This is a genomic window from Niveibacterium microcysteis (genome assembly GCF_017161445.1).
GTDB classification, from domain to species: domain Bacteria; phylum Pseudomonadota; class Gammaproteobacteria; order Burkholderiales; family Rhodocyclaceae; genus Niveibacterium; species Niveibacterium microcysteis.
This window is the reverse complement of the sequence record NZ_CP071060.1, coordinates 1,318,830-1,333,415: the sequence shown is the minus strand read 5'-3', so window position 1 is coordinate 1,333,415 and position 14,586 is coordinate 1,318,830. Positions and strand designations below refer to the sequence as shown.

General features: G+C 65.4%; 13 protein-coding genes. 5 read left to right on the top strand and 8 right to left on the bottom strand.

All coding sequences use genetic code 11. From position 1 onward, the window contains the following. The first annotated feature begins 68 nt into the window (after nucleotides 1-68). Nucleotides 69-3,365: a hypothetical protein gene (locus JY500_RS06195; protein ID WP_206255543.1), complete on the top strand. Its 3,297-nt coding sequence runs from the start codon at nucleotides 69-71 to the stop codon at nucleotides 3,363-3,365. A 19-nt stretch (nucleotides 3,366-3,384) separates the two neighbouring features. Here JY500_RS06195 and dnaQ read toward each other — a convergent pair whose 3' ends face one another. From dnaQ to JY500_RS06180, 3 genes are read right to left on the bottom strand one after another with little or no spacing between them, the layout of a single operon-like run. Next, complete coding sequence (dnaQ, locus tag JY500_RS06190; RefSeq protein ID WP_172198269.1) at nucleotides 3,385-4,107, bottom strand: DNA polymerase III subunit epsilon; 723 nt, start codon at nucleotides 4,105-4,107, stop codon at nucleotides 3,385-3,387. Beyond that, nucleotides 4,107-4,553, bottom strand: a complete 447-nt coding sequence (gene rnhA, locus JY500_RS06185) for a ribonuclease HI (protein WP_172198266.1) — start codon at nucleotides 4,551-4,553, stop codon at nucleotides 4,107-4,109. The genes dnaQ and rnhA overlap by 1 nt, the downstream gene beginning before the upstream one ends. Further along, entirely contained in the window at nucleotides 4,550-5,287 is a 738-nt protein-coding gene (locus JY500_RS06180; RefSeq protein ID WP_206255542.1) for a methyltransferase domain-containing protein, read from the bottom strand. Before JY500_RS06180 ends, rnhA begins: the two co-directional genes overlap by 4 nt. Nucleotides 5,288-5,315: 28 nt before the next feature. Between JY500_RS06180 and gloB the strand changes: the two genes are divergently transcribed. Continuing rightward, on the top strand, nucleotides 5,316-6,080 hold the full coding sequence (gloB, locus tag JY500_RS06175; protein WP_206255541.1) for a hydroxyacylglutathione hydrolase: 765 nt from the start codon (nucleotides 5,316-5,318) through the stop codon (nucleotides 6,078-6,080). A 5-nt stretch (nucleotides 6,081-6,085) separates the two neighbouring features. Here the strand turns inward: gloB and JY500_RS06170 are convergent, their stop codons facing one another. After that, nucleotides 6,086-7,039, bottom strand: coding sequence for a diguanylate cyclase (locus tag JY500_RS06170; protein WP_206255539.1), 954 nt, complete (start codon nucleotides 7,037-7,039; stop codon nucleotides 6,086-6,088). Between the two features lie 177 nt (nucleotides 7,040-7,216). On the opposite strand from JY500_RS06170, the gene JY500_RS06165 reads away from it, so the two are divergent. The 3 genes from JY500_RS06165 to JY500_RS06155 all read left to right on the top strand — a co-directional run bounded on the left by JY500_RS06165 (nucleotide 7,217) and on the right by JY500_RS06155 (nucleotide 10,028). Continuing rightward, complete coding sequence (locus JY500_RS06165; protein WP_206255537.1) at nucleotides 7,217-8,611, top strand: transglycosylase SLT domain-containing protein; 1,395 nt, start codon at nucleotides 7,217-7,219, stop codon at nucleotides 8,609-8,611. A 117-nt stretch (nucleotides 8,612-8,728) separates the two neighbouring features. Next, the gene (locus tag JY500_RS06160; protein ID WP_206255535.1) at nucleotides 8,729-9,550 is read left to right on the top strand and encodes a M48 family metallopeptidase; all 822 of its coding nucleotides are present in this window, start codon (nucleotides 8,729-8,731) and stop codon (nucleotides 9,548-9,550) included. Nucleotides 9,551-9,554: 4 nt separating this feature from the next. Then, nucleotides 9,555-10,028: a MarR family winged helix-turn-helix transcriptional regulator gene (locus JY500_RS06155; protein WP_172198253.1), complete on the top strand. Its 474-nt coding sequence runs from the start codon at nucleotides 9,555-9,557 to the stop codon at nucleotides 10,026-10,028. A gap of 75 nt (nucleotides 10,029-10,103) precedes the next feature. Here JY500_RS06155 and tpiA read toward each other — a convergent pair whose 3' ends face one another. From tpiA to JY500_RS06135, 4 genes are all read right to left on the bottom strand, one after another. After that, on the bottom strand, nucleotides 10,104-10,877 hold the full coding sequence (gene tpiA / locus JY500_RS06150) for a triose-phosphate isomerase (protein WP_172198251.1): 774 nt from the start codon (nucleotides 10,875-10,877) through the stop codon (nucleotides 10,104-10,106). Between the two features lie 117 nt (nucleotides 10,878-10,994). Further along, a complete protein-coding gene (gene radA / locus JY500_RS06145) occupies nucleotides 10,995-12,368 on the bottom strand; it encodes a DNA repair protein RadA (RefSeq protein WP_206255534.1) in 1,374 nt (457 codons plus the stop codon). After that, nucleotides 12,368-13,450, bottom strand: a complete 1,083-nt coding sequence (gene alr / locus JY500_RS06140) for an alanine racemase (RefSeq protein ID WP_206255532.1) — start codon at nucleotides 13,448-13,450, stop codon at nucleotides 12,368-12,370. The genes radA and alr overlap by 1 nt, the downstream gene beginning before the upstream one ends. Then, nucleotides 13,443-14,366 carry a LysR family transcriptional regulator gene (locus JY500_RS06135; RefSeq protein ID WP_371814558.1) on the bottom strand — a complete coding sequence of 308 codons (924 nt, stop codon included), beginning with the start codon at nucleotides 14,364-14,366 and terminating at the stop codon, nucleotides 13,443-13,445. Before JY500_RS06135 ends, alr begins: the two co-directional genes overlap by 8 nt. Nucleotides 14,367-14,586 lie beyond the last annotated feature (220 nt).

Sequence of the window (14,586 nt, the reverse complement as noted above, 5' to 3'; positions counted from 1 at the left end):
TGCCGCTGCGCCCAGCAGCACCGGAGCGCACCGGCAGGTGCGACTGTCCTCGCAGGGAGGACAATCCGATGGATTCGTCAGACGCCAAAGCGGAACGCTCACCGTTCCAGACCCCCGCCCTGCTGGCTGCGCTCATCGCCGCTCTGGTCGCCGCCATCAGTCTGACGCCGACACCGGTGCCGGACAGCGGCCGCCCGCCCGCGCTGCCGCCCTCCGAGCAGGCGGGCAGTATCGAGGCGCGCATGTGGGAAGACCCGCTCGCAAGCCCGCTCAAAAGCAGCGCAAGCGCGTCGGAATCAAGCACCGCAAACGACTGCGGCCAGATCGATAGCCAGTTTCACCGCAGTGTCGCGAAGGGCGAGCGGCACATGCGCCTCTTCATCATCGCCAACGCTGGCGGTGCCAGTGAAGACTCCGAGCGCCGCATCCGCGCCCGCGCGGCGGTGCTCTCCGCCCTGAACCGCTGGGGCTACGAGCCTGGCGATTCGGAGCATCTGATCGGCCCCTGCCGCTTCGCAGCGCTGGATAACCAGACTGGCTTCGAAACACCGGTGCGGGCAACGATCGAACGCTTCCAGCTGCGCAAGGACAAGGAACTGGCGCAACGCGGGCGAGGCCGCGGTGACCTCGGCCCCACCTATGCCGGGCGCGCCGACCAGGTCAGCGTGTTCTGGATTGCGGACGCACCCTTGCGCCTGGCCGACACGGTGCAGGAAGCGGCACGCCGCTATCGTCTGCTGGGCACCGCGTTCGACAGCATGGTGGCCGGTGACGAAGAGGGTGGCGGCGCCCGCTATGTGACGCTGGGTCCGCTCGATCGCGATGTCACCGACCGGGTGGAGTCCGGCATGCGCTGCCGCCCGCCCGGCGCCAAGAACGGCAACGGCAGCGACGAGGACAAGAGCCTGCCCGCCTGCCCTGCCGAAGCCAGTGCTGCGCTGGCGCTGCGCCACTTCCGCAGCCAGGTCACGATCGACGCCGACACCTCGCCCGGCGACCCGAGCCGCCATGTGCTCGAAATCGGCCCCACCGACGACATGCTCGCCAACACGCTGGTGGCGGAACTTGAACGGCGCGGCCTCAACCTGATGCGGCCAAGCGACCACACCGACGTGATCGACGCGCGGCGCAGCTCCGAGGCGCATCGCTACGCCTGCCTGTTCGATCATCACGTGGCGCTGGTCAGCGAATGGGATACCCATCATGCGCGCGACTTCCGGCGCGCCTTCGGCGGCCACCTGGGTCAGGTGGCATCACAGTGGCGTGCCGAGCTGCGACGCTCCGATGCCGCCAACGTGCATGGATTCGCCTTCACGCGCGGGCTAGACGGCAAGGGGCTGCAGAGCCGTTCTGGCGACGGCAACGCGACGGCGCCGAGCGGCACGGCGAAAAGCGGCAACAAGCCGCCAGACGCTGCCTATGAACGGTCAACGCTGCAAAGCCAGCGCGACTACGTGCGTCGCCTGGTCGAACAGATCGCTGAGCGCGACACCAACCTGAAGGCGGTGTGCGGGCGCGGTTCGGTGGGGATTCGCGCGATCGGCATCCTGGCCTCGGACTTCTACGACAAGCGTATGCTGCTGCAAGCGTTGCGCGCACGCTTCCCGCAGGTGCAGTTCTTCACCACCGGGCTCGACTCGCGCATGCTCGACCACGAGAGCATCAGCGCGATGCGGAATGTGCTGGTCGTGTCGCGCTTCGACCTGAAGCTCGCCCCGCCGGTGCAACGTTTCGTGATCCCTTTCCGCGATGGCGAGCAGACGGCGCTGTTCCTCACCACCTCTGTCGCGCTACTCGGCAACAGCGCAGATCGCGACGCGGTGGCCGGCTGGGTCGGACGCTGGAACGCGCTGACGCCGCGGCTGCACGAAATCGGCCTGACCCGCGCCCACCCGCTCAACGAATACGCGCGGCGCGAATCCTGCCCGCAACTGGACGTCACCGAAGCACCGGAGAACCTGTTGCGTTGCCAGGACATCCACCCGCCGCGCGACCATCTGAGCGGCGGCACCCTGATCACGATCACCGTTGCGCTGGGCCTCTTCATCGTTACGCTCTACCTGCTCGGCGCCACGGTCTGGTCACCCAACCGCGACGGCACCTTGCTCGGCCTGTGCATGGCGATCATCGTGCTGGTGGTGGTGCCGGTGGTCTGCTACGGCTGGTTGCGTGACACCGCGGAAGCCTGGGCGGAAGAGCCGTTTGCCTGGCTGGACGGGATCAGCATCTGGCCCAGCCTGTGGCTGCGCTGGTGCGCGCTCGTGCTGTCGGGCTGGCTGCTATGGCTGGCGCGCAAACGCATCGGGCGCACGCTGGATGGCGTGGCGCAGCGCTTCGGCCTTTCGGGCGTGCGGCCGCCCTCCAGCCGCCGGGCCTGGCGCTGGCGCCGCTTGCTGCGCGACACCAGCCTGACGCTGCAGCGCCGCCTGCGTTCTGCCTGCATCGGCCCACACCCAACGCACGGGCTTGTGGACGCCCATCACGCCTGGCTGATGTTCCGCCACGCAATGTCGCCTGGGCCGCAACTGCTGATCGGAACGCTGTGGGCCTGCCTGATGATGGGCGTCTTCGCGCTGATCGGTTTGAACTATCCGGTGCTGCCGCCGGTGCGCGGCAAGATCGCGATTGCCCTCTTCATCGCGGTGGCCGCGGCCGGCACCTTCCTGCTGCTGGTACTGATCTTCCTGTCTCTGAGCGTGGCCTTGCGCTTGATGGTGCTGGCGCGCCAACTCAGCGCGAATCGTTCCGACTGGCCACAAGAGGCGGTGGATGCCGCGATGGACGCCCTGCAGGAGCAGTACGTCGATCCGGCGGTCATCTCCGGTGCCGCGCAGGATGCGGGCAACACGATCGCGGAGCGACCGGGCCAACCCGGCAAGCGGCGCATCGTGAAAGCGGCGGATCCGACCCGCCTCGACCGGCTGTTCGACCACTACATCGACATCCTGCTGATCGAACAGATCTCGCGCCACAACGAGTGGCTGCTCTACTTCCCGGGCATCGTGCTGTCCTTGGTGCTGGCAAGCCGCTGGGATTACTTCGAGGCCTGGACGGTGGACCCGATGGCACTGGTGCTGTTCGGTGTTTTCGGCGTGTGTGCCCTGCTGACGGTATGGATCGGCCAATCGGCGGCCAAGAAAGCGCGGCGCACCGCGCTACGAGGCCTTGACGGCCTCGCCGCCAGCCTGCGCAACGATGAACAGTGCCTCACGCAGCTGCTGCGTCATGTGCAGCGTTACATCGGGGAGGTCGATTCGGGAATATTCCGTGCCAGCCACTGGAACATGGTGCGCGCCACGCTCCTGCCGCTGGCCAGTGCGGGCGGCTTGCGCGCGGTCGAAGTGCTGCTCGGGGCGCTGCAGTAGCGCCCCGTGGCCCGTATCGCTAGGCCTGGGCTTGCGGCTCCGGCGGCAGCCACAGGCACTTGCCCTTATTGGCCTTCGCGATCGCAGCAAGCACCTCGTCGTGCGCCGCCAGTTCCTCCGGCGAGGCGCGTACGACGCGCAGCGGATGACGCTCCAGCGGCGCGCCCGAATCGTCGCTACCGGCGGCCGGCGCGGGCTCGCTGTCCAGGTCCATGATCAGGCTGTCCTGCCCTCGCGTCATCGCGAGGTAGACCTCGGCCAGCAGCTCTGAGTCGAGCAGCGCGCCGTGCAGCTCACGGTGGCCGTTGTCGATCTCGTAGCGCTGGCACAGCGCGTCGAGCGACGCCTTCTTGCCCGGGTTCTGCTCCTTCGCCATCTTCAGCGTGTCGATCACGCCGGCGCACAACACGTCGAGCTTGGGCCGGCCGAGGCGGTCGAGCTCCATGTTCAGGAAGCCCACGTCGAACTGCGCGTTATGGATGATCAGCTCGCCGTCGGCGACGAAGGCCTCGAAGTCCTCCACCACATCCTTGAACTTCGGCTTGTCGGCGAGAAATTCATCGGTGATGCCATGCACCGCCATCGCCCCCGGGTCCACTGGGCGTTCGGGGTTGATGTAGACATGGAAATGCCGCCCGGTGAGCTTGCGCGCCACCATCTCCACACAACCGATTTCGATCACGCGATCGCCGGTGCGCCAATCAAGGCCGGTGGTTTCCGTATCGAGGATGATCTGCCGCATCATTTGCTCCTCACCTGCTCGACGCCACGCCGCGCAAGTTCATCCGCCCGCTCGTTCTCCGGGTGCCCGGCGTGGCCCTTGACCCACAGCCACTGGATCTGGTGCAGCGCAGCCAGCTGATCGAGCTCGCGCCACAGATCGTCGTTCTTCACCGGCTTGTTGTCGGCGGTCTTCCAGCCGCGGCGCTTCCAGCCGTGGATCCACTCCGAGATGCCTTTCTGCACGTACTGCGAATCGGTGTGCACACGCACCTGCACCGGCCGCGTCAGCGCCTGCAGCGCGCGAATCACCGCGGTCATCTCCATACGGTTGTTGGTGGTCGACGGCTCGCCACCGAACAACTCCTTCTCGTGTCCACCCGCGCGCAGGATCGCGCCCCAGCCGCCGGGTCCCGGGTTACCGGAGCAGGCCCCGTCGGTATAGATATCTACAATTGAATCGGTCATTCAGGGATGTTTCTTTCTATCGACACCGGGTCACGCTGGGCAACCGGTGCAAAGGCTTTCGCGCGGGCGCGGCGATCGCGCCACGCAGGGGCAACCAGGCGCATGCCGCGCACGCGTTTGGTTGCCTGAATCACATAGGTGCCGCCTGCAAACGGCCACCAGCGGGGGCCGGCATTGTCCATGAAATGCCACTGTTCAATCCAGCGCGGCGGCGTCACCGGCGGAATATAGGCGCCGAACACCGCGGGCTGGCTCTCGAAACTTAGCAGCGCGAGCCAGTCCTTCATGCGGCGTACGCTGAGGAACTGCCCCTGCCACGGGAACTCACCGGTACTGGCCGCAAGCAGACGGCGCACGCCCCACAGGCTGACCGGGTTGAAGGCCGAAATCAGCAACTGCCCTTCCGGCACCAGCACCCGCTCCACCTCGCGCAACACCTGGTGCGGATGCTCGGAAAACTCCAGCACATGGGGCAGCACGACGAGATCAACGCTCTGCGACGCAATCGGCAACTCATAGGTATCGCTGATCAGCGCCACATCACCCGAGCGGGCACAGCGGAACTTGAACCCGATACGGTTGTTGCGCAGGTAGTCGCGCTCGGGTAGGCCGATCTGGATCGCGTGAAAGCCGAACACGTCGGCCACACGGGCATCGACCTGCGCCAACTCCCAGTCGATCAGGTAGCGGCCCAGTGGCGTTTCAAGCCACGCGGCACATCCGGGAATTGACATCGTGAGCAGTGCGCCGAAAATTGCCGGGATGCAGATTGTTCCGCTTTCCGCCTTCTCGGACAACTACATCTGGGCCATCGTCGCCGATGGCCACTGTGTAGTGGTCGATCCGGGTGACGCCACGCCGGTCGAGCGATTTCTCGCCGAGCGCCATCTCACGCTTGACGCGATCCTCATCACGCACCACCACGGCGATCACACCGGCGGCATTGCGGCGCTTTCCGCGCGTCATCACCCCAAAGTCTTCGGGCCGGCGACAGAGGCAATCGCGGGCCTTACCGACACGCTGACGGACAGCGCAACGCTGAGCCTGCTGAACGGCGCCCTGAGCCTATCCGTCATGGCGGTACCGGGCCACACCGCTGGCCACATCGCCTACCTCAGCCCTGGCGCGCTGTTCTGCGGCGACACCTTGTTCTCGGGGGGTTGCGGGCGGCTGTTCGAAGGCACGCCGGCGCAGATGCACGCCTCGCTCGGGCGACTTGCAGCCCTCCCCGACGACACAAGGGTGTACTGCGCGCACGAGTACACCCAGTCGAACCTACGTTTTGCGCTGGCGGTGGAGCCGGGCAACCCGGATATCGTTGCTTACAGCGGGCAATGTGACGCGCTGCGGGCGCAGGCGCGCCCGACGATCCCGACCACAATCGGGGTCGAGCGGCGGATCAACCCGTTCCTACGCTGCGATCAGGCAGACGTGCGGCGCATGGCCGAAGCCGTGAGTGGTGAAACGCTGGCAGACGCCGGTGCAGTCTTCGCCGCGCTGCGCCGCTGGAAGAACGAGTTCCGCTAAGGGCTTCAGGCCAGCAGCGATTGCGCGATGAGCGCGCGATTGCGGCCCAGGCGCTTGGCTTCGTAGAGCGCCGCATCGGCCGACGCCATCAGGGCGCCCGGGGTCGGGGCCTCGCGCGGCGGCACCGCGGCGGCAATGCCAAGGCTGATCGTCACGTTCGGCAGGTCAGCGGTCGGCGCGTGCGGCAGCGCAAGTTCATACACCGCGCGGCGCATGGCTTCGGCGACCTGCAACGCGCCCTCGGCATCGGTATCTGGCAGGATCGCTGCGAATTCCTCGCCGCCGTAGCGTGCCACAAGGTCGGCGGGGCGCTTGGCCTGCTCTGCCAGGCACGCGGCAACCTGACGCAAGCATTCATCCCCGCCTTGGTGCCCGAAGTGGTCGTTGTAGCGCTTGAAGTGATCGACGTCGCACACCACCAAGGCGATCGACGAACTGCGGCGCTGAGCACGGCGCCATTCGCGCACAAGCGTGCTGTCGTACTGGCGGCGGTTGGCAATGCCCGTCAGGCCATCAATTGAAGAAAGGCGCTGCAGTTCGCGGTTGGCGTCGTCGAGGCGACGCGTGAGGACCACCAGCGAGTAGCGCATCTGCGACAACCGCTGCATGGCGCGCACCTTGGCGGCCAGCACAATCGAACTGATCGGTTTGAACAGATAGTCGTCGCCGCCCACCTCGATGCCGCGCTGCAAATCGTCGTCGCCAGTTCGCGCGGAAAGGAAGATGATCGGGGTCCACTCGCCGTGCTGTTCCAACTGGCGAATGCGCTTGGCGACCTCAAAACCATCAATGCCGGGCAGGATCACATCGAGCAGCACGAGATCGGGACGATGGGCCTTGAACAGCTCGATCCCCTCCTCTCCCTCGCGCGCGACCAGCGGCTCAATGCCGATCGCCCGCAACTGATGCGCGATCAATGTCGCGCTGGTGAGCGAATCCTCGATCAGCAGCGCTTTCATGCCCCCTTCGCGACGGAAAACCGGCGACCCGTCCATCAGCCCCGTCATCGTGCCGCCCCGCCAAACACTCGGCCGCGAGGCCGATTCAGTAACGCAACCCTATGAAACAAAAGCATTTTGACCCCATCGCCGCTAGCCCGATACAATCACGCCTTTGCACGTCGCCGGACCTTTCCCATGCAGTCTATCGCGCGCCGGTTCGCTGCGCTGCTTTGTTGCGCAGTCGCACTGGCCATTCCACCCGCCGGGAATGCGGCCGCCGATGACAGCGACCCGCCTCCACCGCCCGCACAAACGGGCGGCACCGCACCGATCGCGGCGACAGCGGGTACCGGCCTGACCGCAGTATCCAGCATCGATCTGTCGAAGCTTGGCACGCCTTCGGTGGCGACGGTGGACCTCACCACCGAATCGTCCGACCTCTGGGCCCGCATGCGCCAAGGCTTCGCGATGCGCGACCTGTCGATGGATTTGGTGACCGATCGCCAGATCTGGTACCTCGCCCGCCCCGGCGCGCTGCGCAACACCCTTGAGCGTGGCCGCAAGTACCTCTACTTCATCGTTGAAGAACTCGAAAAGCGCGGCATGCCGACCGAGCTGGCATTGCTGCCGATGGTGGAGAGCGCGTACAACCCGATGGCCTACTCGCCGGCCCGCGCGTCGGGCCTATGGCAGTTCATCCCGTCGACCGGCAAGGACTTCTCGCTCGACCAGAACTGGTGGGTGGATGAGCGGCGCGACATCGTTGCATCGACCAACGCTGCGCTCACCTACCTGCAGGCGCTCTACGAGATGCACGGCGACTGGCATCTGGCGCTGGCATCCTATAACTGGGGCGAGAACGCGGTCGCACGCGCCGTTGCGAAGAACAAGGCTGCCGGCCTGCCAACCGAATTTGCCTACCTGTCGATGCCGCAGGAAACGCGCTACTACGTGCCGAAGCTGCAGGCATTGAAGAACATCATCGCCAACCCGCAGCTCTTCGGTATCACGCTGCCGCCGATCCCCAACGAACCCTACTTCGTCTCGATCGGAACGCGCGGCGGCATGGATTTGCACACTGCCGCGCAGTTGGCAGAAATGCCGATGAAGGACTTCCTTGAGCTGAATCCGTCCTTCAATCGTCCGGTGATCCCGGGGGAATCCGACCACCACGTGATCGTGCCAAAGGACAAGGCGGGAACCTTCGTCACCAACCTCGAAAATCACGACCGTCCGCTGCTGAGCTGGAAGACTTACACCGTCGAACGTGGCGAACGTGTCGAGCAGATCGCGGCCCGCTTCGGCATCAGCCCAACCAAGCTCCGCGAAGTCAATGGCCTCGCGCCGCGCATGCGCCCAGGCCCCGGCTACACCTTGCTGGTGCCATCCGGCGACGCGGTGGCAATGGCCGAGAGCGCCCCGGTGCTCGCACCAAAGCTCAGCTTTGCATCCCAGGCTCCCGCCCCGGCGCCTCGACTCGGCAAACAGCCGCGTGGGGGCAGCACGGCGCGCCACAGCAGCAAGGCGAGCCACGCCTCAAAATCGGCTGGCGCAAAAGCGGGCGCCCACCACAACAAGCATCGCAAGTAGCGCGCGCTCCGCGCCCTGTCCGGGCCATCTGGGCGCATGTCACCACAGGGTAGTGCAGCACGAAGCTCGCAGGTATGATCCGCGACACACGCTGACTGCCCTGACTGTTACTGCAGAATGCTCCGCCGCCTGATCCTCGCCAGCTTCGCCCTGCTCCCGCTCGCCATGCCTTGCGCGCGTGCCGACGGCGTTAAGGTCGACGAAGCCTCGCGCCTGCGTACGCTGGTGCCCGCCGAGCAACTGGAGCAGTCCGCTGGGCAGCAATACCATCAAATGCTGCGCGCAGCGGCTGACAAGCGCGCGCTCGCGCCTGCCGACCACCCGGCGCTGAAACGACTGCGCGGTATCGCCGAGCGGATCATCCCGTTCTCGGCGCGCTTCAACCCGCGTGCCACCGCGTGGCGCTGGGAGGTGAACCTGATCGCCTCACGCGAGGCCAACGCCTTTTGCATGCCCGGCGGCAAGATCGCTTTCTACACTGGCCTGATCGACGGCCTGAAGCTCAGCGACGACGAGATCGCAATCGTGATGGGCCACGAGATCGCCCACGCCTTGCGCGAACACGCACGTGAGCGCATTGCGAAGACGCAGCTCACGCAGTTAGGCGTCGGCCTCCTCGGCCACTTCGTCGGCCAGGGCCGCTACGCGGACGCCTTCAACATTGGCGGCAATCTGCTCACGCTGAAGTTCTCGCGTGAAGACGAAAGCGATGCCGATGTGGTCGGACTCGACCTCGCCGCCCGGGCGGGCTATGACCCGCGTGCCGGCATATCGCTCTGGCAAAAGATGGCAAAGGCCGGTGGCGGAGGCGGATTTGCATGGCTCTCGACGCATCCGGCCGGTAAGGACAGAATCCGGGAGATCGAGCGCCACCTTCCGGAAGTCATGCCGCTCTACGAGCGGGCTCAGAATCCCCACACACAGAAACAGAAAGGCTGAAACGATGGCGAACGATGCCCCGATTTTCACCGCGGAGACATACAAGGTGCAGGATAGCTTCGGCTTCATGATCAACGCGTTGCGGGCGCGCATGATGGCGGTGATGGACCGCGAACTCGCGCCGCTGGGCATCACCAGCGCGCAATGGGCGGTGCTCGTGCAGGTTGCCGAAACGCCGGGGGTTACTGCCGCAGCACTGTGCCGGCGCGTGCACTACGACACCGGATCGATGACCCGCATGCTCGATCGCCTGGAAGAAAAGGGCCTGATCCGCCGCGCACGCAGCGACCACGACCGCCGCGCCGCCTACCTCCATTTGACCGAAACCGGGGCCGATGTGAACCAGAAGCTGCCGGAGTACGCCGCCCGCGTACTCAACGCGCACTTCGAAGGGTTCAGCGCCGATGAAGTGACACAGCTCCGCGACCTGATGGGGCGCATGCTGGCCAACGCAGAACGCCTGTCCGCCGGCACCTGAGCCAAAACCGCCGCAAATAAAAAGGGGCGCCCGTCGTACTGACGGGCGCCCCTTTTTTCTGTCAGTGCGCTGTGCTTAGCGCTTGGCGAAGGCTTCGGCAGCGCCGTTGTAGACGCCAACGAACTCCTCAACGATCAGCGATGCGCCGCCGACGAGACCGCCATCGATGTCCGGCATCGCGAACAGGCCCAGCGCGTTGCTGGCCTTGACGCTGCCGCCGTAGAGGATCGCCGTTTCAGCGGCAAAGGCATCGCCAGCCTTCTTGATGTAGTTGCGGATGAAGGCGTGCGTTTCCTGGGCCATTTCCGGCGTAGCGGTCTTGCCGGTACCGATCGCCCAGACCGGTTCGTAGGCAATCACGATCGAACCCGGAGCAGCGTTCGGCACAGCAGCCAGCATCGCGTCGAGTTGCTTCGCCAGCACGGCTTCGGTCTGGTTGCCAACGCGCTCGGCTTCGGTTTCGCCGACACACACCACCGGCACCAGGCCGCCGGCCAGCGCCGCAGCGGTCTTCTTGCCAACCCACTCGTCGGTCTCACCGAACAGGGCACGGCGCTCGGAGTGGCCGATCACGGCGTAGGTCACGCCAACATCCTTGAGCATCGACACCGACACTTCGCCGGTATAGGCGCCCTTGTCGTATTCCGACACATCCTGCGCACCCACCCCGATCACGGAACCGGCGGTTTCGGCGATCACCGACTCGAGATAAGCGAACGGCGGGCAAACGGCGATGGCCACACCAGCCTTGGCAGCGGGTACGCCTGCCTTGAGGCCATCCAGCAGCGCCTTGTTGGCGGCCTTGTTGCCGTTCATTTTCCAGTTGCCGATGACGTAGGTCTTGCGCATGGGAACTCCTTGTTTTCGGTTTTTGCCGGCGCGAAGCCGAAGGGGGAAATATTGAATTCTAGATTGACGCCGGTGTTCGGGACACCGGCCAGATCAAATCGGCGGCAGGTACGGCCCTCAAGCCTCGAGTTCGCGCGCCTTGCTCAGCGCATCCTCGATCCGGTCGACTCCGATGACTTCGATGCCGGCAATCGCCTGCTTCGGCAGATTGGCCTTCGGTACGAGGGCAACGCGAAACCCCAGCTTGGCCGCCTCGCGCAAGCGCTCTTGCCCGCGCGGTGCGGGGCGGATCTCGCCGGCCAGACCAACCTCGCCGAACATCGCCAAATCGCGACGCAGCGGCTTGTTTCGCAGCGACGAAACGATCGCAAGGCACACTGCCAGGTCCGCCGCAGGCTCGCCGATCCGCACACCGCCCACCGCATTGACGAACACATCCTGGTCCGCGCACATGATGCCGGCATGGCGATGCAGCACCGCAAGCAGCATCGCCAGACGGTTCTGCTCAAGACCAACACTGAGCCGCCGTGGGCTTGGCGCATGGGCGGGGTCCACCAACGCCTGTACTTCGACCAGCAAGGGCCGCGTGCCTTCTTGCGTCACCAGTACACACGCGCCCGAAACATCCTGTTCGTGCTGCGACAGGAAGATCGCGGAGGGGTTGCTGACGCCGCGCAAGCCCTTGTCGGTCATGGCAAAGACGCCCAGTTCGTTCACCGCCCCGAAACGGTTCTTGAACGCGCGCACCAGACGGAAGCTCGATTGCGTGTCGCCCTCGAAGTACAGCACCGCATCGACGATGTGCTCCAGCACACGTGGGCCGGCCAGCGAACCATCCTTGGTGACATGACCTACCAGCACCAGCGCACACCCGCTCTGCTTGGCAAACCGGGTGAGCTGCGCGGCGCATTCACGCACTTGAGCCACCGAGCCGGGTGCCGACTGCAGCACCTCGGAGTACAGCGTCTGGATCGAGTCGATCACCGCGAGCCGCGGCTTCTGCGTCTTGAGGGTGTCGAGAATGCGCTCGAGGTTGATCTCCGGCAGCATTTCCAGCGCTGCGGCATCCAGCTGCAGGCGCTGCGCGCGCAGCGCCACCTGCTCGCCCGACTCCTCCCCGCTCACGTACACCGCCTTGCAGTGCAGCGACAGTGTGGCCAGCGCCTGGAGCAACAGGGTGGACTTGCCGATGCCGGGATCGCCACCAATTAGCACAACACCGCCGGCGACGAGACCGCCGCCCAGCACACGGTCAAACTCCTCAATGCCGGTCGCAAAGCGCGAGTGTTCCTGCGGCGTGAAATCCGCCAGCTTCTTGATCTGGCTGACTTCGCCCGCGAGGGCGGTGAAACGGCTGGCAGCCCCACCTGCTGGTGCTGCAATCGACTCAACAAGGGTGTTCCATTGCGCGCAGCCGGGGCACTGCCCCTGCCAGCGCGGCGCCTGCGCACCGCATTCGGTGCACTGGTAAACCGTCTTGACCTTCGCCATCAAGCCGCGCCGATGACGCTGACTGGCACGCGATTGGCGAGTGCGCAGAACAACTCGTAGCTGATCGTGCCCGCCGCACTGGCAACCTCGTCGGCCGGCAAACCGCGGCCCCACAGCACCACTTCACTGCCAACCGCGGCATTCGGCAAGTCGGTCAGGTCGCAGGCCAGCATGTCCATCGATACCCGACCAAGGGTGCGAGTACGCTGCCCATCCACGAGGATAGGCGTGCCGGTCAATGCATGGCGCGGATAACCATCGGCGTAGCCGCAAGCAACGATGCCCACGCGAGTCGGCTTCTCCGCCACGAAGCGGGCGCCATAACCGACGGCTTCGCCAGCTTCGATCTGCTGCACGGCAATCAGGCGTGACTCTAGATGCATCGCCGGACGCAGGTCGAGCGACGCAGCCGACTTCAGATCCGGCATCGGCGAGCCGCCGTAGAGCATGATGCCCGGACGCACGCCATCGCGTGCAGCCTCCGGGAAACGCAGCAAGGCCGCCGAATTGGCAATGCTGTGCGGCAGGCCAAGGCTTGCCGCGGCGGCGTCAAAGCGTGCGAGCTGGCCTGCGATACCGGTTTCATCGTCGGCACGCGCGAAGTGCGTCATCAAGGTCACGCTGGCGACGTTGCGCGCCGCCTTCAGGCGCGCACTCAACGCACCCGCCTGCTCGGGCGCGAAACCGAGCCGGTTCATGCCGGTATTGAGCTTGAGAAACACGTCTACCGGCCGCTCCAGCGGCTCGGTCTCCAGCATCCGGATTTGCTCGGCTTCGTGTACCGCGAGGCTCACGCCCAGCGCGCCGGCCATGCGCGTATCCGCGCTGTCGAACGCACCTTCCAGCATCAGCAGCGGTTGCTTGAAACCAGCCTCGCGCAAGGCGACGGCCTCGGCGAAATCCAGCATCGCGTAACCATCAGCGACATCGGCGATCGCTTGCGCGCACCGCACCAAGCCATGGCCATAGGCGTTCGCCTTGACCACGGCCCAGGCTTTGGCGGCTGGGGCGAGCGCTTTCGCTCGCAGGTAGTTGTGACGGAAAGCAGGCAGGTCGATCGTTGCCCGAATCGGTCTAGGCATCGCGATTGATCCCCCGCGACTTGAGGTGCTCGGTCGCGAAGTCGGCGAAGATCGTTACGACACGCGAGCGGAACTTGTCCTTCGGCAGCAGCACCGATAAGGTCTCATAGAGATGCGGCTCGAGCGGCAATGCAACCAGACGGCCGCTCTGGACATCTTTTTCAATCGATGCGCGCGCGGCAATCGCGAAACCAACGCCCTGCTGCACAAGGTGCTTGATCGTCGAGAGGCTGGAGAGCTCCGCGGTTACATCGAGGTTTTCGGGCGGGAATCCGGCTTCGCGGAAGAAACGCTCCGCAGCCTCGCGAATCGCCGCACCGGGGTCACGATCGATGAAGGGCAGTCCGACCAGATCATCGGCCCGCACGCGAACATGGCGGGCCAGCACATGACCCGGCGGCACGATCGCGAACAACTCGTCGCGCCCCACTTCGCGGCATTCAATGCCTGCGTCTGAGGACTCCAGCTCGACGAGGCCGACGTCCAGCTCCTTGTCAGCCACGCGACGCTCAACCCATTCGGAGTTGCCCACGAAGACTCGCGGCACCACTTTAGGGTACTGACGCTTGAAACCGTCCAACAGCGAAGGCAGCCAGTACGACGCGATGGTTGGCGAAAGGCCCACCGACACGACGCCGTTGGGCTCCTGCGTCAGGCCCGCAACCTGATCTTCCATCTCGGCACTCATGCCAAGGATGCGTTCGGCGTAGTCCAGCACGATCTCGCCAGCGGGCGTAAGAGTGACCTTGCCGTAGCCGCGGTCGAGCAGGCGCGTGTTGAAATGCTCCTCCAGCTGTTTGATCTGGAAGGTGACGGCCGGCTGAGTCATGTAAAGCGCTTCAGCCGCGCGCGTGAATGAACGGTGTTTCGCGACGGCCAGGAATACCTGTAACCGGCGGTCGGCCATGGTTGCCATGGTGGATGCTCCTGACGGGAAAAGGGCTCCGATATGCAGGCAGGGTTCTGCATTGCCGCGGACGCCCCCGAAAAGCCCGTCAAACAAGGGTTTTTGCAGCGCACGATTGCATCACAAATCAGGCGGGGCCGCCAGCGACGCAGCCCGAGCGCCTTCGCCGATTCGGCCGAGTCACGCGTTCGTGATATAAAGCCGCGTCCCTCCGGGGCCACGCGAACAG